Here is a 19,030-nt window from a genome sequence, read left to right on the forward strand (position 1 = left end):
ACTACTCAAAGCGTTTGTGGCCGTACCCCTCGCTTGACCCTCAGTGCTTCTCGAAGTCCTCCAGGTCGCCCTGGGGATCGCCCTCTTCGATCTCGACGCCCTCGACGTCGGCTTTGACCGGCCCGGTTCGACACCACTCGATCATCGCCTCGACGTCCTCCTCGGTGCCTTCGAAGACCCCCTCGACCCGACCGTCCTCCAGGTTACGGATCCAGCCGGTCAGGTCGTGGGCACGGGCGGTCTCGTGGGCGTTGTCCCGGAAGTGGACGTCCTGAACGTTCCCTTCGATGAAGACGTGAACTCGCGAATCCGGCATATCCCCCGATTTCACGGATTCGACTCAAAACCCTTGGCCCGTCACTCGCAACGGCTCCGTTGACCGAATCGCGGGAATACGGCCCCCTCACATGTGCAAGCCAACTGTTTATTGAAATACCGCGGCTCGTCTCAAGTGGAGATCACAATGCCAGTCGAAAACACCGAAGATCTGTTCGTCGAGGGGCTACAGCACATCTACTACACCGAACAGCGGCTGCTCGACGCGCTCGAGGAACTCGAGAGCACCTCCAGCACCGAGGAGCTTCAGGAGGGCTTCTCCGAGCACCGCTCGGAGACCCAGGAGCACATCAGCCGGCTCGAGGAGGTCTTCGAGGCCGTCGGCCAGGAGCCCGAGGGAAGCGAGGACCCGGTCGTCGAGGGGATGATCGAGGCCCACGAGGAGTTCGTCGAGCAGGATCCCAGCGAGGGTGCGCTCGACCGGTTCAACATCGCCGCCGGCCAGAAGTCCGAGCACTACGAGATCGCCTGCTACGGCAACCTCACGCCGCTTGCCGACCAGCTCGGGCTGGACGAGGCCGCCGACCTGCTCGAACAGAACATGCGCGAGGAGCAGGACGAGCTCGACAGCCTCTCGGAGATGGGCGAGGAGTTCGACTACGGCCGCATCGAGGCGTAGTCGCTCGACTCCCCGATCAGATCGCTCGTTTTTTCGTGGTCCGATGGCGCCAATGTGAGAACCGTCGCTACGAACTGGGGCTCGGAGTAGAGGGAGTAACCGGACGGTACTCCGATTCGGCCGTTCTGATGGTGGGTGCGCAACAGTTTTATCGCCCGATTGGCCACTAGCGGTATCATGAGTGCGCTTGAAGCCGAATACCGCCTCGAGTATTTCGAGGAGAACGACTTCGTCAGGCGGGAGTGTCCGGAGTGTGGGGCCTACTTCTGGACGCGCGACCACGACCAGGAGCTCTGCGGGGAGCCACCATGTGTCGAGTACTCCTTCATCGACAACCCGGGGTTCGAGGGCGAGTACTCGCTCGAGGAGATGCGCGAGAACTTCCTCTCCTTCTTCGAGGAGCACGGCCACAAGCGGGTTGAGCCCTACCCGGTCGCCGCGAACCGCTGGCGCGACGACGTCTTACTTACTCAGGCGTCGATCTACGACTTCCAGCCGCTGGTCACGAGCGGGAAGACCCCGCCGCCGGCGAACCCGCTGACCATCAGCCAGCCCTGCATCCGGATGCAGGACATCGACAACGTCGGAAAGACCGGCCGACACACGATGGCCTTCGAGATGATGGCCCACCACGCCTTCAACACGCGCGAGGACGTCCCCGAGGATCAGTACGCCTACTACGGCGAGGTCTACTGGAAGGACCAAACGGTCGAGTACTGTGACGACTTCTTCACCTCCCTCGGAGCCGACCCTGAGGAGATCACCTACATCGAGGACCCGTGGGTCGGCGGAGGGAATGCAGGACCCGCCATCGAGGTCATCTACCGGGGCGTCGAACTCGCGACGCTGGTCTTCATGTGCATGGAGGCCGACCCCGAGGGCGAGTACGAACTCAAGGACGGGAACCGCTACTCGTACATGGACACCTACATCGTCGACACGGGCTACGGGCTCGAACGCTGGACCTGGGTGTCCCAGGGAACTCCGACCGTGTACGAGGCGATCTACCCCGAGATGATCGACTTCCTGACTACTAACGCCGGTATTTCCCACACCGACGAGGAGGCGGCCTTGCTCCACGAGGCCTCGAAGCTCGCGGGCCACATGGACATCGACGAGGCGGAGGACATGGAGAGTGCCCGCGGCGAGATCGCGGCGGGCGTCGGGGTCGAGGTGGGCGAACTCGAGGCGCTGATGGAGCCGATGGAGGACGTCTACGCCATCGCGGACCACTGTCGAACCCTCGCATACATGCTCGGCGACGGGATCGTCCCCTCGAACGTCGCGACGGGCTATCTCGCACGAATGGTCCTCCGACGGACGAAACGGCTCTGTGATACCGTGGGCGTCGACGCACCGCTCGACGAACTCGTCGACATGCAGGCAGAACGGTTGGGCTACGAGAACCGCGACACGATCCGGGACATCGTGCGCACGGAAGTCGAGAAATACCGAGAAACCCTCGAACGGGGCGGGCGGCGCGTCGAGGGGCTCGCCGAGGAGTACGCCGGGCGCGGCGAGCCGATCCCCACCGAGGAGCTGCTCGAACTATACGATTCGCATGGTATCCAGCCCGACATGGTCGAGGAGATCGCCGAGGGGGCCGGCGCGACGGTCGAGGTGCCCGATGACTTCTACAGTCTGGTCGCGGGCCGACACGACGCCGGCGAGGCCACCCGTGAGCCCGAGGAACGCGACGAGCGGGTCGCGGAGCTTCCCGATACCGAGAAGCTCTACTACGACGACGCCGAGCGCACCGACTTCGAGGCGGTGATCCTCGACGTGATCGAGCGCTCGGAGGGCTACGACGTCGTCCTCGACCAGACGATGTTCTACCCTGAGGGCGGTGGCCAGCCCGCCGACCACGGGACCATCTCGACCGACGACGGCAGCTACGGCGTCTCTGACGTTCAGGAGCGCGAGGGCGTGGTCCTCCATCGGGTCGAGGAAGAGCCCGAGAAGGGCGCGCTCGTGCGCGGGCGGATCGACCCCGAGCGCCGGCGCAGCCTCATGCGCCACCACACCGCGACCCACATCGTCGGCCACGCCGCCCGCGAGGTGCTTGGCGAGCATATCCGACAGGCCGGCGCCCAGAAGGGCATCGATAGCGCGCGACTGGATGTTCGTCACTACGACCGGATCTCCCGCGAGCAGGTCAAAGAGATCGAGCGCATCGCAAACGACCTGGTGACCGACAACGTCTCGGTGACCGAGGAGTGGCCCCACCGAAACGAGGCCGAGGCCGACCACGGCTTCGACCTCTATCAGGGCGGGATCCCGCCGGGAGAGCACATCCGTCTGATCCACGTCGCCGAGGACGTTCAGGCCTGCGGGGGCACTCACGTTTCGCGGACCGGTGACATCGGTGCGATCAAGGTCGTCTCGACCGAACGGGTCCAGGACGGGGTCGAGCGCCTGACCTTTGCCGCGGGTACGGCCGCGATCGAGGCCACCCAGCGGACCGAGGACGCCCTCTCCGAGGCGGCGACGATCCTCGACGTCTCCCCGCCGGAGGTGCCCGCGACCGCCGAGCGTTTCTTCGAGGAGTGGAAAGCGCGCGGCAAGGAGATCGAGGCCCTCACCGAGGAACTGGCCGAACTGCGCACCGACGAGGGCGAGGCAGTCGACCTCGGCGGGACGACCGCCGTGATCCAGCGCCTCGACACCGACAGCGACGAGCTGCGCGCCACGGCGAACGCGCTGGTAAGCGAAGGTAAGGTCGCCGTCCTCGGAAGCGCGAGCGACGGCGCGCAGTTCGTCGTCGCCGTCCCTGACGGCGTGTCGATCAACGCGGGGGAGGTCGTCGGCACGCTCGCAGGTCGCGTCGGCGGCGGCGGCGGCGGTCCGCCGGACTTCGCACAGGGTGGCGGCCCCGACGCAGACAAACTCGACGAGGCGCTCGAGGGCGCCCCCGATATTCTCAAGCGGGTGCTGAACGGCTGAAACCGCCCTTCGATTCTTGACTCTCGCCCTCTACCCGACAACCGGATTCCTTACCCACCGTCGGCCGGTAACCTTCGGCAATGGCGAGCGTAGACCGGGAGGGTGTGACGCTGTACTACGAGGTCGAGGGAGACGGTGAGACGGTCGCCTTTCTCGGCGATCTCGGACTGGGTGCGTGGCAGTGGGGTTGGCAGCACGCCGCACTCGCGGGCCCCTACGAGGTGCTGGTCTACGACATGCGGGGAACGGGCCGGTCTGACACTCCTTCCGGCCCCTACTCAGTCGCGGAGTTGGCGGCCGATCTGGAGGCGATCCTCTCCGACCGAAGTGTCTCTCGAACCCACCTCGTCGGGGCCGGACTCGGCGGGATGGTCGCCTTACAGTACGCCCGCGAGTACGGACGGGCGCGGAGTCTCATCCTGATCGGGACGAGTTCCGGCGGGGCGCGTGCGTGCCTACCGCGCGAACCCCGCGAGGCGCTGTTCGCGTCGCCCGACGATCCCGAAGCGCGTCGGGAGTCGCTGTCGGCGCTGTTTTCCGAGACGTTTCTCACAGAGCGATCGGAGGCGTGCGAGGGGATTGCCGAGTGGCGGGCGGGCGACGCAGAGCACGAGGGCTGTGTGGCTCAGAACGCGGCCTTCGAGGCCTTCGACGCGAGCGACTGGCTCTACGAGGTCACGCTCCCGGCACTCGTCGTCCATGGAGGCCGCGACGAGGTCGTCCCCGTCGAGAACGCCGACCTGCTCGTCGAGGGGCTCCCGAGGGCGACCCGCGAGATCTACGAGGGAGCGGGCCACGGGGTCTGGGTCGAGCGCTCTCGACCCGTCAACGACCGCGTTCTCGATTTTCTCGTCTCCATCGACTAACACAGCGCCGCCCGCACCGCGTCCGCGAGCGCGTTGACCCGCAGGGCGTGTTCCGTCTCCTCGCGGATCCCGTTGGTGACGTAGCTGAAGGCGATCCCGTCCTCGGGGTCGGCCCAACCGACGATGCTGCCGAGCCCGCCGTGGCCGAAGACCCGCTCGGGCGAGAGGCTGCCGAACTTGTCCCACGCGCCGCCTCCGAGGACCACCCCGAGCCCGTAGCGCCGCGGGACGCCGAGGGTGCCGTCGCGCTCGACGGCGACCTGCTCGCTGGTCATCGCCGTGACGGTTTCGGCGTCGAGGACCCGCGTCCCGTCGAGTTCGCCCCCGTTCGCGAGGCAGGCGTAGAACCGGGCCATGTCGCGGGCCGTGCCCGTCGCGGAGGCCGCGGGGACCACCGCGCGGTGGAGCCACTCCTCGCCGAACAGCGCTGCGGCCTCGGCGTTCGAGAAGGTATCGAGGCCCGCATCGTGCTCGCGGGCGCGTTCGCCCGGCTCGAAGCCCGTGAGGCTCGCGGTCGTGTCCGGTTCGTTCGTCGGGATTCCCAGATCGGTGTCGTCCATTTCGAGGGGGTCGAACACCCGATCGTCGAGGAACTCCTCGACCGGCGTTCCGCTCGCCCGCCGGACGAGTTCGCCGACGAGAAACCCGTAGGACAGCGAGTGGTACGCCGCAGTTTCGCCCGGCGAAAACGTCGTTTCGGCGTCCTCCATTGCCTCGACGGCGGCCTCCCAGTCGCCCCATCGCTCGAACTCGGCGTCGAAGGCGGTCTCGTGGAGCCCCGCCTGGTGTGAGAGGACCTGCCGGACGGTGATCTCGGCTTTCTCACCCCCCGGGGCGAACTCGGGCCAGTGGTCGACGACGGGGTCGTCGTAATCGAGGAGACCGCCTTCGACACACTGATGAAGCGCGACACCCGCGTATGGCTTGGTACACGAGAAGAGGACGTGCTTTCGATCTTGGGTGGTCGCCTCGCCGTCGGGACCCGTCGATCCGCCCGCGAGGTCGAGTACGAGCTCATCCTCGTGATGGACCGCGAGCTGTGCGCCGTGGTGCAGGCCGGCCTCGACGTGCGTCTCGAAGACGGCCTCGACTCGGTCGATCGCGTCCATGGTCCGATGATACGTGCCAGCCCCAAAGGGTCACGGTCTATCAGGTGATAACTGTCCGTTCCACAACTGTTTTTACGATCGACCCCGTGAATCCGGTAGTGAGTATTCCCCGTATTGCAGTTCTCGACGCCTCCCACGGAGATAGGAACACGAAACGAAACTTCCGACGCGAACTCGACGCATCCCTGAGCGAATTCGACGTTACCGCCGGCGAACTTCCCGAATCGTTCGATTACGACGCGGCCGTCGTCACGGGTTCGCGCTCGTCGGTCTACTGGGACGAGCCCTGGATCGCCCCCACGAAAGCGTGGATCGGCGACGCCATCGGGCGCGATCTTCCCTTCCTCGGGATCTGCTACGGTCACCAGCTGCTGGCGGACGTACTCGGCGGCACCGTCGAGGGAATGGGCGAGTACGAGATCGGTTACAACGAGATCGCTCACACCGACGACTCCCCACTGTTTGCGGGGATCGACGAGACGTTCCTCGCCTTTACGTCCCACTCTGATGCCGTCGTCGAACTGCCACCGGACGCCGAGCCGCTCGCGGAAAACGAGTACTCGAACCACGGCTTCCGGAAGGACCACGTCTTCGGCGTCCAGTTCCACCCCGAATACGACATGGAAACCGCCGCGGGCCTCACCCGACGCAAGGACCTCTCCGAGGAGCGCCGCGACACGGTTCTAGAGGGAATCACCGAGGAGAACTACGCCGCCGCCTGCGAGGCGAAACTCGTCTTCGAGAACTTCCTCGGGTACGTCCGGGGGCTCGCGGACCACGCCGAACAGAAAAGCGAGCAGTCGGCCGCCGCCGACTGACGCCATTCTCGGGCCGGCGACCGTCGTGGCTCCGGGGCCGACCGCGCCTATCGCGAGCTGCGAATGTGGGATAGATGTGTTTTTTAGGAGTGGGAACGATCCTCGTCCATGCTCGATTATGTGGGACTCGAGGACGAACTGGACGACGAAGCACGGTCGTTTCGCGACAGCGCCCGCGAGTTCGTCGACGAGTACGTCCGCCCGGGGATCGCAGAACACTACGAGGCGGGCACTTTTCCCGAAGAAGTCATCCCAGAGATGGGCGAGCGGGGTTTTTTCGCGACGAACCTCGACGGCTACGGCCTCCCTGACGCCAGCGAAACCGCCTACGGGCTGGTGATGCAGGAGCTCGAAGCCTGCGACTCGGGGCTGCGCTCGATGGCCAGCGTTCAGGGCGCGCTCGCGATGTACCCGATTCACGCCTTCGGCAGCGAGGACCAGAAAGACGAGTGGCTCCCCCCGATGGGGAACGGCGAGGCCGTCGGCGGCTTTGCGCTCACCGAGCCCGACCACGGCTCGGACGCGGGAAGCATGGAAACCCGGGCCGAGCGCGACGGCGAGGAGTTCGTGCTGAACGGCGAGAAACGATGGTGTACGAACTCGCCCATCGCGGACGTATTGGTCGTCTGGGCGCGCGATGCATCGAGCGAGGACGAGCCGGTGCGGGGCTTTCTGGTCGAAACCGACCGCGACGGGCTCGAAATCGAGGCCATCGACGGGAAGCTCTCGCTTCGGGCCTCCAGTTCCGGGGAGTTCACGATGGAGAACGTCCGCGTGCCCGATGAGAACGTTTTGCCCGGCGTCGAGGGGATGAAGGGGCCGCTGTCGTGTCTCACCCAGGCGCGCTACGGCATCGCGTGGGGGGCGGTCGGGGCGGCCCGCGACTGTTTCGAGGAGGCCCGCGCGTACGCGACCGACCGCGAGCAGTTTGACAAACCCATCGGCGGGTTCCAGCTCCAACAGGAGAAACTCGCGGAAATGGCGACCGAGATCACGACGAGCCAGCTGCTCGCCCACCGGTTGGCTGAGCTCAAAGAACGCGGCGACATGCGGCCCCAACACGTCTCGATGGCCAAACGCAACAACGTCGAGATGGCCCGCGACCAATCGCGGATCGCCCGCGAGATGCTCGGGGGCAACGGGATCACCGACGAGTACTCGCCGATGCGCCACATGGCCAACATGGAGACGGTCTACACCTACGAGGGCACCCACGACATCCACACGCTGATCCTGGGTCAGGACCTCACCGGTATCGCGGCGTTCGAGTAGCGACCTATCGGCGGACGAAGCGCCCCCAGAGCGCCCGTTGATCGGCGATCACCTCGTACAGCCATTCCCTACTCCGGTCGTAACCCGGAACCATCCTGAAGAGCTTTACCGTGGTGCGCTCGGCCGGTCCGAGGCGCGCGCCGATCTCCTCGACGGCCCGTCCACAGGAGTAGACCGCGTCGTCGGTCAGTAAGTGGACACACGACTCGTAGTCGTCGGGAAGCCGGGCGCGCTGATCGGGCGTCAGTTCGGAGAAGCCGACGGGTTCGAACGCGCCCCTCGAATCGGCGTACTCGACACACCACGTACAGAACCCGCAGTCGTCGTCGTAGACGAGCCGGGGCGGGGCTCGGATCACGGCGACCACACCCTCACCCCGGATTCGGTCGGTGCCAGCGAAAGCGCCATACCGGCATTGGAACGCCATCGGACATAGACCTGCGGATCGCGCCGCGGAGTTTATACGGCCCTCGCGCCTGCATCCGACATGGCGATCGATCCGCAGTTCGATCAAAACAGGGAGAAAGCGGGTACCCACAAGGGCCACGACGTCTGGGGCCCGGTCGAGGAACCCGAACAGCTCGGGATCCACGGCACGCACGTCGCCGTCGACTTCGACGTCTGTCTCGCGGACGGGGCGTGTCTGGAGGACTGTCCGGTCGACGTCTTCGAGTGGGTCGACACGCCGGATCATCCCGAAAGCGAGATCAAAGCCGATCCGGCGAACGAAACCCAGTGTATCGACTGCATGCTCTGTGTCGACGTCTGTCCCGTCGACGCCATCGACGTCGACGCGGGTCGGATCTAACCCTCCCGGTCGACGTCGAGTCGCTGTTGTAGCTCCGCCAGCTCCTCGCTCTCGGCGAGCTCCTCGAGGCGCTCCTGGAAGTGCTTCTCGCAGAGACCGACCCGGACCCCGTCCGATTCCGCGCTGACGGCCGCTTCGCGGTCGCAGTAGTGACAGCGCATACCGTTAGTAGGGAACGCAGACGGTTGAAGCCTCCGTTTACGGCAGTCGGGCACCGACCGCCCGGTAGGCCGGTTCGTCCAACCCCGCGCGTCCGAGGCGGTCGTCGTGGGCGTCGCTGCCGCCGGTAGGGACCAGGTCGTTCCGTTCGACGGCCCCTTCCACGAGCGCGGTGTCGACGGGCCGGCCGTAAGGGTACCACCGTTCGACCGCATCGAGGCGGTCGGTCAGCGAGAGGGCGGCCTCGGGATCGGGATACCGAAACGGGTGTGCGAGGCCGACGAGCGCGCACGACTCCCGGAGCGCCGAGAGTCCCCGATCGAACCCCGGGATCTCCCGCGGGACGTAACACGGACAGTTCGCGCCGATCAGTTCGGCGAACGCCCCCTCGTAATCGAACCCCGATCCGGGATGGGCCGCGATGGCGCGAGCGACGTGTGGCCGACCCAGCCCGGCAACGGGTTCGAGGTCGAGTTCGATTCCTAACTCGTTTTCGACCCGGCGGATGATCTCGCGTCCGCGCTCGATCCGGCTGGTCTGGACCCACTCGACGAGTTCGCTCAACGCGTTCGTTTCCCGCACGCCGTATCCAAGCAGGTCGACTGCGCCCTCCGGGGAGTCGACCCGAAGTTCGATCCCGCGGACGATCCGAACCCCGCCGCGATCGCTGACGGGGGCATCGAGCTCCGGATGAGGGCGGTCGTGGTCGGTGATCGCGACGACCTGCACGCCGGCGGTCCGCGCGGCGACGGGGACTTCCGGGAGGGTCATCGTGCCGTCGGAAGCGGTCGTATGAACGTGCAGATCCGCATACACCATGTCCACCCTATGATCCGACCCCCGAAGTCGTTGTGCATTATATGCCTAGAAGATACCGCCTCTACGATTATACTGGCAAAGGTGCCCTAGGATCATTATGGACAATCGTTATAATCATCGTCCGCTCAGATAGGGGTACGATGTGTTACACTAGCACCAACGGGCTGTTCGAAGACCACAGTTATCCGACGACCACCCGCGATCTGATCGACCGATACGGCGAGCAGACCCTCGAACTGGCCGGCGGCTCCCAGACGATCGGTGAGGTCCTGAGCGTGGCCGGCGAGGAGACGTTCGAGAGCGCCGAGGAGGCTCGATACGCCGTCTACGCGGGCATGGGTAGCGAGGCGATCGGCCGCGAGGGCTACACCGACCGTGATCCCGAACCGCCCGGAACCAACGGTCACGCCCCGGTCTCCTTCTAGACCCACTCGACCGTTTCGTCGAGCCCGACCGGAAGCGATCCCGTACTGTAGGCCTCGATCCGCCCCGACGGACGGGCCCGAAAGACCATTGCGGGGCGGTGGCCGACCGCGGGCTGTTCGCCACTGACTTGGGCCCATTCGTCGTCGCGAAACGACGAGCAGTCGACGAACAGGGTGATCCCGCCGCCGTGTTCCGCGAGCTGACCCGACGTTTTCGTTTCGGCCGTCTCCTTGACCGCCGCGACCGCCGTGTTCGCCGCCCGACGCGTCGGCGGCAGGGGGCGTGTCACCTCGACGAGCGTACCGGTGCCGTCCTTCTCGGCCCGAAAGTCGATCGAGTGGCCGGTCGTCACCTCGATCTCGGGGGTGATCTCGTAGCCGGCGTCGGTCAGGAGATGCGCGACGGTGAACTCGCTCATCGTCGCGCTCATACGGACGGGGTCGAGCCGGTCGCTCGTGCCGAGTTTGCTCGCCATGACGTACCGGTACTCGTCGAGGACGCCCGTGTGGAGGATCGACTCGTACCAGCCACAGGCCTCCCCGCGGGTGCTATCGGGGAAGCCGACGGCGTGCTCGCGGAAGAACCCGCGGGTCGTCTCCCGGCCGTCCTTCGAGCAGAAAACGGGCAGGAAGAACCACGAGAGATGCGGGTAGGCGGCGAGCCACGGTTCGGCCTCGTGGAGTTCGGCCAGCAGTTCGCGCTGAGCCCAGCGTGCGACGTGGTAGGGGACCTCCTCGAAGGTGTACTTCTCGGTTCGCCAGAGCGTACTCGGGGTCTGGGTGTTACCCATCCAGTAGGCCTCCTCGGCGTCCCAGATGAACAGGGCCGTATCGCCGTTGTCCATGTCGAAGCGTCGGGCGTCGTAGTGCCCGCCCGGGCTGAACCAGGGGGTCGAACAGCGCGCGCCGAGCGCGTCGTCGAGCGGGTGAAACAGGTCGCGATGGAGGCGGTCTTCGGACCACGATTGGGGAGAGTGTCGAAAGCGGAGCGGACGAGCCACACCACCAGTGAGGAGTCGAACGCTGTTGAGGGTTCCGGCCCGTCGGTGTGGGTAGCCGTTACATTGATGACCCGGGGTTTCCAAGAGTGAGTGTGGTTCGCAATGTCAATGGGTGCCTACGACGACGACGAACACGAGCGCCGAGAGAAGAAGAGCACGACGGTCGATACGGACTTCGATGACGACCGCTCGGAGTACCGCGGCACACTCGAGTTCGATTCGGGCGAGTCGGCGGAGGACCTCCTCGATCAGTTCCGGCGGATCAAATCGAGCTAGCGCCGACTGTTAGCGATCAGATACGACGACCCCGAAACGGTCGTGACCGCGACGATGTGACCGACGAGCGTCGCGACCAGCGTGGGATGGGCGCTGACGAACGGGAGCAGAATCACCTGTAGCAGGCCGAAGCAGACGTTGAGCCGGTCGACGGAGCCGAGCGTCGACGCCATCTCGGGATCGACCGGATACCGGAGAGCGCGCCACAGCGAGACGACGCCGATCCACCAGCTCGCACCGATCCGGTAACAGAGGTCCCAGCAGACGAGCAGCGTGAAGTAAACGAGCACCATCGACGGCTCGGGGCCGAACAGCTCGTTCAACAGCGGCGTCCCCGATCGTGCGGGATCGACCACGAACAGATAGGTCACGAGCGCGATGAACGCAAGCACGGAAAGGACGACCTCGATGTTCGAGCCGAAGAGCATCCGTTTGTAGGCCGACGAGACCGACACGGACCGGCCGAGTTCCCCCATCCGAAGCATCATCACGCTGCCCCCGGCGGCGACCACGACGGCGGCGGTGCCGGCGAGAAACGCGGTCCACGCGCCGTAGAGCACCGAAAAGACGACGACACCGACCTGAAAGAGCGCGAACTGGAACGCGACGGCGGCCCGGTTCGAGAGGCCGATCCCCGGAAGCGCGCTGACGATGCTCTCGTAGGTCCACGTGTCGCCGAAGTCGGGCTCCGTCCCCATCTACTCCTCCCCGAGCGCCCGTGCGACTGCCGTCTCGAAGGGAGTCAGCTCGATGGGGAGGTGCCGGCGGATCCGGTCGTCGGTGACGACGACGGGGTTTTTCATCCCGGCCGCCAGCGCGTGAGCGATGTCCCGGTCGACGTCGGTGACGAGGCTGACCCAGTAGGCCGACAGCGTCGGCGTCAACACCGGAACCGGAAGGATGTGGAGTCGCTTTCCGAGTTTCTCGGAGGTGACCTGCAGCATCTCCTGATAGCTCATCACGTCCGGCCCGCCGATCTCGAAGGTCCGTCCGGCCGTCTCGGCCTCCTCGAGAACGCCCACCAGGTAGGCGATCACGTCGTCGATGGCGATGGGCTGGCAGTCGGTGCGAACCCATCGTGGGGTGATCATCACCGGCAGCCGGTGGGCGAGCTGTTCGATCAGCTCGAAGCTCGCGCTCTCGGAGCCGATGATGACCGCCGCCCGAAGGGCCGTCAGGTCGTAACTGCCCTCCTCTAAAACGTACTCGACCTCCCGGCGCGAGCGCAGATGGCCGGAAAGCTCGTCGCGCTCGTCGCCGAGTCCCCCGAGGTAGATCACCCGGTCGGTCCCCGCCTCGCTCACCGCATCGCGGACGTTTGCGGCGAGCTTGCGGTCCATCTCCTCGAACTCGCCGCCCCCGCCCATCGAGTGGACGAGGTAGTAGACCGCGTCGATTCCCTCCAGTGCGGGCGGGATCGTCTCGGGTTCCAAGAGATCGCCCTCGTAGACGTCGATCTCGCGGGGACCCCGGTAGTCCGCCGCGTCACGGACGAACACCCGGACCTCGTGGCCCGCGTTCAGCAGCGGCTCTACCAATCGCTCGCCGACGAACCCGGTTGCGCCCGTCACCAGCACGTGCATACCGAAGGGTAGGGCGGGCGGTCCTTATACTGTGGCCCGGCTGCCGGTTTGGCCACGCTTCGATGTCTGCGTATCGTCCCTGATCGCCGCACTGTCGCGTTGGGTACTCACCCGTTTGACGCGTCGCTCCAGCCCGGCGTCGACGGCGCCCCGCGGCGTTCCTCTATCACCTCGACGAGCGTTGGCTCCGGATCGCTTCCCGCGTTCGCCTCCCATTCGTCGATCGACTCGCCGACCCACGAGGCCGTTTCCAGCACCCGGGTTCGGGTACGTTCGTAGACGTCGTCGCTGTGGCTCGTCGTCCCCGGTGCGGAGGCGCTCGCCCACGCGACGAACTCCGCGCGGTCGGCATCCGTGGCTCGCCCTTCCCGCAGGCGTTCGATCACTCCCTCCAGTTCGTCGGGCTCGGGGTGGACGAACACCTTCTGGCCGAGCGCCCCCGGTCCTAACAGCAGCCCGGTGAGTCCCTCGGGGACCTCGCCGTCGAGCAGGCGTTCGCCGCCGAAGGCCGACTCGACGCGCTCGCATTCGGTTTCGGCCTCCAATGCGAGGTTGTGTCCGGGGTACTCGGCACATTCCTGCGGATAGGTTTCCGAGCCGTGGATCCGACACTGGAGGGTCGTCGGATCGAGAAAGGCGCACGTCGGGAGCCAGTTCGGGGGCTGATCGAACGGCCCCACCGGCTTCGGCGGCTTTCGCAGCCCGACGAAGAACGCCGGCTTCTCGCCGACCGCCGCGAGCGTCGTACCGTCGATCTCGACGCCCTCCTCATCTTCCCAGAGCCGCGGGGTCATGGCGTCGCCCAGCCCCGCCTCGACGAACGCCCTGACGTCGTCGCGGGTCAGCGGAACGAGGTTGTAGGCGTCGTCGAGCGGCTCGCGAGGACCACGGCGCTCGTGGTCGATGTCGCTCGAAGAAAGCGCCCGCCAGTCGATACAGCAGCCCGCACAGCCCGCACAGTTCACCTCCATGCCCGGACGAGGCGACGGCGCGACAAAAACGCGCGCCCGTAATCGATCGACTATTTGGACACCGACCCGACCGACCGACATCTTAGGTCGTTCTAGGACACCACAACCGTTCAAGGACCATCTTTTTCAGTCAATGTTTTCCTCTAGACGAGTAGTGACGATGAACGATTCGAGTACACAGAGAATAGTGGACGTTCGGTCAGTGGTACGCGAATGAGCGAGCCGGTTCCGACGACCTGTATGCGGTGTGCGGTCGGCTGCGGACACCTTCAACACGGTGCCGACAGGGGCTACGGGATCGGGGGGATCAGCGGCGATCCCGCCCACCCGGTGAGCGGGGGGCTGGCCTGCGGGCGGGGGCTGCGCGAGACCAGCGAACCCGACGGCCAGTGGCTCACCCGGCCGTTGCTCCGCAAGGACGGCGAGCTCGTGCCCACGAGCTGGGATACGGCCCTGGAGGTCGCCACCAACGCCCTAGCCGACGCCCGCGCCCGGGATCCCAATCGAGTCGCGGTGCTCGGAAGCGGTCAGCAGACCAACGAGGCGGCCTACCTGCTGGGCAAGCTCGCCCGCGGCGCGATCGGCACCCGCAACTACGACGCAAACACCACCCTGTGTATGGCAAGCGCCGTCACCGCCTACTACGACGCCTTCGGCAGCGACGGCCCGCCGCCGACCTACGACGACATTCCGGAGGCCGACGTCCACCTGATCTGGGGGGCCAATCCCGCCGTGGCCCATCCCGTGCTCTTCCGGTGGCTCCGGAACTCCGAGGGGCGACTGATCGTCGTCGACCCCGTCGAGAGCGAGAGCGCGGACCACGCCGACGACCACGTCTCCCTCGAACCCGGTACCGACCTCGCCCTCGCGCGGGCCGTCCTCGCACGCCTGGTCGAGACCGAGCGAGTGGATCGGGCGTTCGTCGACGAGCACACCGAGGGGTTCGAGGCACTGGTCGAGGAGCTTCCACCCGTCGGCGAGGCGGCCGCGACCGCCGGCGTCTCCCCCGAGGACGTCGAAACGCTCGCGACGGCCTTCGAGGAGCGAACGCTCGTCTACTGGGGGATGGGGATCAACCAGAGCACCCAGGGGACCGCCTCGGCGGGCGCGCTGATCGATCTGTGTCTCGCCTCGGGGAACCTGGGCGAGGGGGCGGGCCCGTTCTCGTTAACCGGGCAGGCGAACTCGATGGGCACGCGGGTCTGCTCCTCCAAAGGGACGTGGCCCGGCCACCGCGAGTTCACCGACCCCGCCCACCGCGAGACGGTCGCCGAGACCTGGAACGTCCCCGTCGAGCGCCTCCCCGACGACCCGGGGCCCGGCCCCGTGGGAATCGGGCAGGCGATGGCCGCCGGCGAGGTCGACGGACGAGGCCCGTCCGCCGGAGGGACGGAGTCCCCCCCTGCTGACGTCTGCTATACGGTCGCGACCAACCCGGTCGCGGGTCTGCCCGACGCGGCGCGGGCCCGCGAGGCGTTCGAGGACACGTTCCTGATCGCTCAGGACGCGTTCAAAACGGAGACGACCGCGCTCGCGGACGTCGTCCTGCCGGCGGCGACCTGGGGCGAATCCGAGGGAACGACGACCAACATGGAGCGGTCTGTCTCGCGGGTGCGTGCCGCCACCGACCTTCCGGGCGGGGTCCGCCAGGACCTCGACATCATCGCCGCCCTCGGTCGGGAGCTCGCCCCGGCAGTCTTCGACCGGCCGCCGCTCGAACCTCGGGCGGTCTACGACGAGCTACGCGGGCTTACTTATGGAACGCCCGCCGACCTCTCGGGGATCGACTACGGCCGTCTGGAAACCGAGCTGGCGGTGCGCTGGCCTGCCCCCGACGAGGAGAGCGCGGGCGGCTACCGGTATCGCACCGAGGAGGGCTGGGCGTTCGAGACGCCTTCCGGGCGGGCACGGTTCTCGTCGGGACAGCACGCCACGCTCCCCGAGGCCACCGACGAGGAGTACCCGCTGACGCTAACTACTGCCCGGAAGGCCGACGAATACAACACGGGCGTGCGGACCCGGACCGGTCCGGACGAGCCGCCGATCGCTCGGCTCCATCCCGAGACGATGTCGGGAACGGACGCACACGTCCACGACGGGCTTCTGGTCGTTCGCTCCCGGCGCGGGACCGTCACCGTTCGGACCGAGATCGACGAACGGATCCCGGAGGGCGTCGTCTGGCTGCCGATCCATCACCCGGAAGTCAACGAACTGACGCTACCCGAGACCGATCCGCGTTCGGACGAACCGAACTACAAACAGTGTGCGGTGCGACTGCTCACGCCGTCGGAACCAGTCGGTCAACCGGCCGCCGCACGCGGCGATTAGCTTCCGAGTCCGAACCGCTTTGCACACGCCGCCATCCGGGTGGTGGAGACGCCCGCCGCCTTCGCCGCCTGTTCTAACGTCAATGTTCCACACCCGTACAGTGTTGCAGCAGCGACCTGTGACTTCGTAGCCATACTCTCCATATAGACCACTCGTTTGTAAATCTTCTGGGAGAAACACTATCAATGTAGTCGATTATCTCCTCGCTACTGATACGGACGGTCGCACGGAGCGCGATTCACCCGAACCAGGACTCGCGGATCGACACGGAAAAGATGCTCCTTGCCCAACGCGAGCTATGAGCGACGTATCGCCGACGAACTCCAGTCACACCGGACGCTGACCGAACCGTGCCACAGCCACGCCATCGAACCGCGGATGATCGTCACGGGTTCGAGGAGACGACCAACTACCTCACGAGCGCGCTCTCGAAGCTCGTTCCGAACTGGCTCGCTCGGCGCGCGGTGAGCGTCTCGGTCGACACCCGGAAGGACCGGTATCCGCGGGGCGACCCCGTTGAAATCATCGTCGAGTTTCGCAACCGGTTGCCGGTGCCCGTCACCGTCCCCACCGTCGAACGACGGCTCTGGTCGTGGTGCGTCGACGGGGTTCTGGAGGCGAGCGAGGAACCCCGATACGTGGACCGCTCGCCGAGCGCCTTTCCCTTTCGTGGTGGCGAGAGAAAGCGCATCGTCCACCGCTGGAACGGTCACTTCCGGCGCGAAAAGCGAGTCGACGGTCTGGCGGTCTCCGAGCCCGCCGCGCCGGGTGAACACACGATTAGCGTCTCGCTGGCAACGGCGCACGGTGACGGCAAGCCTGGTGATTCGACGACGATCCTCGTCGAGTGACGGCGATTCTCGCGTCCCGAATCGGATCAGTCGTCCGAGGCGGCGGTCTCCGAACCCGGACCGGGCCCGGCGTCGGACGCGTTCGTAGCCGGTTCGACCGGCTCGCCGGTCTCCGGATCCAGCCGGACGCCGTCCTCGCGGTGGAGGTGACAGGCGGTGTAGTGAGCGTCGGTGCCGTGTTCCGGCGTGATATCGTAGGCGGGAACCTCCCGTGCGCAGACGCTCTTCTCGGCGAACTCCGCGACCAGCAGCTCCGCGGCCTCGTCCCACTCCTCGCGGTCGATGTGGTCGAGCGCCTCCTCGATCACGTCGCCCGCCTGACTCGAGGGCTCCTCCTCGAAGAACTCCCGACGGAGGGTCTCGGGGTCGCTCGTCTCGACGGTCCGGCGGTCGACCGCGCGCATGAACGCCCGGGTGGCCTCCCATTCCGTAGTTGAAAGGTCGTACTCGTCGGGCGCGATGAGTTCGGGACAGCGCGTACGGAACCGACAGCCCGAGGGCGGATCGATCGGACTCGGAACGTCGCCCTCGAGCACGCCACGCTCGCCCCTATCGCGCGGATCGGGGACCGGGATCGACTCCAGCAGCGCCCGCGTGTAGGGATGCTGGGGGTTCTCGTAGAGTTCTTCCTTGTCCGCGAGTTCGACCAACTGGCCCAGGTACATCACCGCCACCCGATCGGAGATGTGACGAATCACCGAGAGGTCGTGCGCGATGAAGAGGTAGGTCAGGTCGAACTCTTCCTGGAGCTCCTTCATCGTGTTCAGGACCTGTGCTTGGATCGAGACGTCGAGCGCGCTCACCGGCTCGTCGCAGACGATGAAGTCAGGGTTGACCGACAACGCGCGCGCGAGGTTGACGCGCTGGCGCTGGCCCCCGGAGAAGGCGTGGGGATAGCGGTTGTAGTGTTGGGGATCGAGCCCGACCTTCGCGAGCAGTTCCTTCGCGCGGGCCTCGCGGCCCTCGTCGTCGAGCATCCCGTGGGCCTCCATGGGCTCCTCGACGATCTGGCCGACCTTCATGCGCGGATCGAGCGAGGACTGGGGATCCTGGAAGATGAGCTGCATCTCGCGGCGTTTCTTCCGCAGTTTCTCGCCGCCCATCGCGGTGATGTCCTCGCCCTTGAAGTAGACCGTCCCGTCGGTCGGCTCGATGAGCTGGAGGATGTTTCTCGCGAGCGTGGACTTCCCACAGCCCGACTCGCCGACCAGTCCTAACGTTTCGCCCTTCCGGATGTCGAAGGAGACGTTCTCGACGGCGCGTACCCGTTCGGGTTCGTGGATCACCGGCGGAATCATCCCTTTGGGATTGCGCTTGAACCCGCCGAACAGCCCATCGTCGTTCGAGAAGTGTTTGGTCAGGCCCTCGACGCGGACGAGCGGCTCGGACTCGCTCATCGCGTTTCCTCCGTGAGGCCGACCTCGAATCCGCCGGTCGCCTCGTTCTCGATCGGCTCGCTCTCCCCGTACCCCACGTCGAAGGCGTCGTGTTTCACGCAGGCCGCGCGGTGGGTGCGTCCGTGACCGCTCTCCTCGCCGCCGTCGATCGCCCGGAGATCAGGATGAACGTGCCGACAGACCTCGCGGGCGTCCGGACACCGCGAGTGGAACCGACAGCCCGAGGGCGGATTGATCGCCTCGGGCATCACCCCGCGGATGGGATCCAACTCCCCGATCGTCTCGTCGGGTCGGGGCATCGAGGCCAGAAGCGCCTCGGTGTAGGGGTGGGCGGTGTCGTAGAACAGCTCCTCGACGTCGGCCTGTTCGATGATCTCGCCCAGGTACATCACGTTGACCCGGTCGCAGATCTCGGCGACGACACCCATGTCGTGGGTCACCCAGACGAA

The 19,030-nt window shown here is 66.3% G+C and carries 22 protein-coding genes; 10 read left to right on the top strand and 12 right to left on the bottom strand.

The annotated features are described in order from the left end of the window. Positions 1-40 precede the first annotated feature (40 nt). A complete protein-coding gene (locus tag EAO80_RS04750; protein ID WP_122088789.1) occupies positions 41-316 on the bottom strand; it encodes an acylphosphatase in 276 nt (91 codons plus the stop codon). 147 nt (positions 317-463) lie between these two features. Here EAO80_RS04750 and EAO80_RS04755 point away from each other — a divergent pair, with 147 nt between their 5' ends. The 3 genes from EAO80_RS04755 to EAO80_RS04770 all read left to right on the top strand — a co-directional run bounded on the left by EAO80_RS04755 (position 464) and on the right by EAO80_RS04770 (position 4,764). Continuing rightward, complete coding sequence (locus EAO80_RS04755) at positions 464-955, top strand: YciE/YciF ferroxidase family protein (RefSeq protein WP_122088790.1); 492 nt, start codon at positions 464-466, stop codon at positions 953-955. A 177-nt stretch (positions 956-1,132) separates the two neighbouring features. Then, the gene (gene alaS / locus EAO80_RS04765) at positions 1,133-3,898 is read left to right on the top strand and encodes an alanine--tRNA ligase (RefSeq protein ID WP_122088792.1); all 2,766 of its coding nucleotides are present in this window, start codon (positions 1,133-1,135) and stop codon (positions 3,896-3,898) included. A gap of 80 nt (positions 3,899-3,978) precedes the next feature. Continuing rightward, positions 3,979-4,764, top strand: coding sequence for an alpha/beta fold hydrolase (locus tag EAO80_RS04770; RefSeq protein WP_122088793.1), 786 nt, complete (start codon positions 3,979-3,981; stop codon positions 4,762-4,764). Here EAO80_RS04770 and EAO80_RS04775 read toward each other — a convergent pair. After that, positions 4,761-5,873, bottom strand: coding sequence for a serine hydrolase domain-containing protein (locus EAO80_RS04775; protein WP_122088794.1), 1,113 nt, complete (start codon positions 5,871-5,873; stop codon positions 4,761-4,763). The two genes, EAO80_RS04770 and EAO80_RS04775, sit on opposite strands and share 4 nt — an antisense overlap. Positions 5,874-5,971: 98 nt before the next feature. On the opposite strand from EAO80_RS04775, the gene EAO80_RS04780 reads away from it, so the two are divergent. Together EAO80_RS04780 and EAO80_RS04785 are read left to right on the top strand one after the other, a co-directional pair. After that, complete coding sequence (locus EAO80_RS04780; RefSeq protein WP_122088795.1) at positions 5,972-6,691, top strand: type 1 glutamine amidotransferase; 720 nt, start codon at positions 5,972-5,974, stop codon at positions 6,689-6,691. 108 nt (positions 6,692-6,799) lie between these two features. Then, positions 6,800-7,963 carry an acyl-CoA dehydrogenase family protein gene (locus EAO80_RS04785; RefSeq protein ID WP_122088796.1) on the top strand — a complete coding sequence of 388 codons (1,164 nt, stop codon included), beginning with the start codon at positions 6,800-6,802 and terminating at the stop codon, positions 7,961-7,963. A 4-nt stretch (positions 7,964-7,967) separates the two neighbouring features. On the opposite strand, the gene EAO80_RS04790 is transcribed toward EAO80_RS04785, so the two are convergent. Beyond that, the gene (locus EAO80_RS04790) at positions 7,968-8,330 is read right to left on the bottom strand and encodes a thiol-disulfide oxidoreductase DCC family protein (RefSeq protein WP_122088797.1); all 363 of its coding nucleotides are present in this window, start codon (positions 8,328-8,330) and stop codon (positions 7,968-7,970) included. 120 nt (positions 8,331-8,450) lie between these two features. On the opposite strand from EAO80_RS04790, the gene EAO80_RS04795 reads away from it, so the two are divergent. Then, positions 8,451-8,771 (top strand): 4Fe-4S dicluster domain-containing protein, encoded by a 321-nt coding sequence (locus tag EAO80_RS04795; protein ID WP_122088798.1) that lies wholly within the window; start codon positions 8,451-8,453, stop codon positions 8,769-8,771. On the opposite strand, the gene EAO80_RS19505 is transcribed toward EAO80_RS04795, so the two are convergent. Then, entirely contained in the window at positions 8,768-8,932 is a 165-nt protein-coding gene (locus EAO80_RS19505) for a DUF6757 family protein (RefSeq protein WP_162993895.1), read from the bottom strand. The genes EAO80_RS04795 and EAO80_RS19505 overlap by 4 nt on opposite strands. Positions 8,933-8,969: 37 nt before the next feature. Further along, on the bottom strand, positions 8,970-9,749 hold the full coding sequence (locus EAO80_RS04800; RefSeq protein ID WP_122088799.1) for a PHP domain-containing protein: 780 nt from the start codon (positions 9,747-9,749) through the stop codon (positions 8,970-8,972). Between the two features lie 140 nt (positions 9,750-9,889). On the opposite strand from EAO80_RS04800, the gene EAO80_RS04805 reads away from it, so the two are divergent. Then, positions 9,890-10,174, top strand: a complete 285-nt coding sequence (locus EAO80_RS04805) for a DUF5789 family protein (protein WP_122088800.1) — start codon at positions 9,890-9,892, stop codon at positions 10,172-10,174. On the opposite strand, the gene EAO80_RS04810 is transcribed toward EAO80_RS04805, so the two are convergent. Next, positions 10,171-11,175 carry a DUF5784 family protein gene (locus tag EAO80_RS04810; RefSeq protein ID WP_122088801.1) on the bottom strand — a complete coding sequence of 335 codons (1,005 nt, stop codon included), beginning with the start codon at positions 11,173-11,175 and terminating at the stop codon, positions 10,171-10,173. The two genes, EAO80_RS04805 and EAO80_RS04810, sit on opposite strands and share 4 nt — an antisense overlap. A gap of 102 nt (positions 11,176-11,277) precedes the next feature. Here EAO80_RS04810 and EAO80_RS19510 point away from each other — a divergent pair, with 102 nt between their 5' ends. Beyond that, positions 11,278-11,451, top strand: coding sequence for a DUF5786 family protein (locus tag EAO80_RS19510; protein ID WP_245998457.1), 174 nt, complete (start codon positions 11,278-11,280; stop codon positions 11,449-11,451). Here EAO80_RS19510 and EAO80_RS04815 read toward each other — a convergent pair. The 3 genes from EAO80_RS04815 to EAO80_RS04825 form a co-directional block, all read right to left on the bottom strand. Beyond that, positions 11,448-12,149 carry a DUF7530 family protein gene (locus EAO80_RS04815; protein ID WP_122088802.1) on the bottom strand — a complete coding sequence of 234 codons (702 nt, stop codon included), beginning with the start codon at positions 12,147-12,149 and terminating at the stop codon, positions 11,448-11,450. The two genes, EAO80_RS19510 and EAO80_RS04815, sit on opposite strands and share 4 nt — an antisense overlap. Then, a complete protein-coding gene (locus EAO80_RS04820) occupies positions 12,150-13,034 on the bottom strand; it encodes an NAD(P)H-binding protein (protein ID WP_122088803.1) in 885 nt (294 codons plus the stop codon). Between the two features lie 107 nt (positions 13,035-13,141). Then, on the bottom strand, positions 13,142-14,005 hold the full coding sequence (locus EAO80_RS04825; protein WP_122088804.1) for a YkgJ family cysteine cluster protein: 864 nt from the start codon (positions 14,003-14,005) through the stop codon (positions 13,142-13,144). A gap of 213 nt (positions 14,006-14,218) precedes the next feature. Between EAO80_RS04825 and nasA the strand changes: the two genes are divergently transcribed. Further along, the gene (gene nasA, locus EAO80_RS04830; RefSeq protein WP_122088805.1) at positions 14,219-16,333 is read left to right on the top strand and encodes an assimilatory nitrate reductase NasA; all 2,115 of its coding nucleotides are present in this window, start codon (positions 14,219-14,221) and stop codon (positions 16,331-16,333) included. On the opposite strand, the gene EAO80_RS19515 is transcribed toward nasA, so the two are convergent. Further along, positions 16,330-16,467: a hypothetical protein gene (locus EAO80_RS19515; protein WP_162993896.1), complete on the bottom strand. Its 138-nt coding sequence runs from the start codon at positions 16,465-16,467 to the stop codon at positions 16,330-16,332. The two genes, nasA and EAO80_RS19515, sit on opposite strands and share 4 nt — an antisense overlap. A 216-nt stretch (positions 16,468-16,683) precedes the next feature. Here EAO80_RS19515 and EAO80_RS04835 point away from each other — a divergent pair, with 216 nt between their 5' ends. After that, the gene (locus EAO80_RS04835) at positions 16,684-17,184 is read left to right on the top strand and encodes a hypothetical protein (RefSeq protein WP_122088806.1); all 501 of its coding nucleotides are present in this window, start codon (positions 16,684-16,686) and stop codon (positions 17,182-17,184) included. 26 nt (positions 17,185-17,210) lie between these two features. On the opposite strand, the gene EAO80_RS20575 is transcribed toward EAO80_RS04835, so the two are convergent. Continuing rightward, positions 17,211-18,581 carry an ABC transporter ATP-binding protein gene (locus EAO80_RS20575; RefSeq protein WP_122088807.1) on the bottom strand — a complete coding sequence of 457 codons (1,371 nt, stop codon included), beginning with the start codon at positions 18,579-18,581 and terminating at the stop codon, positions 17,211-17,213. Next, positions 18,578-19,030 (bottom strand): ABC transporter ATP-binding protein (locus EAO80_RS04845; RefSeq protein WP_162993897.1); only part of this gene is annotated, 453 nt, incomplete at its 5' end. The genes EAO80_RS20575 and EAO80_RS04845, both read right to left, overlap by 4 nt.

The sequence above is a fragment of the Halalkalicoccus subterraneus genome, from assembly GCF_003697815.1.
Taxonomy (GTDB): domain Archaea; phylum Halobacteriota; class Halobacteria; order Halobacteriales; family Halalkalicoccaceae; genus Halalkalicoccus; species Halalkalicoccus subterraneus.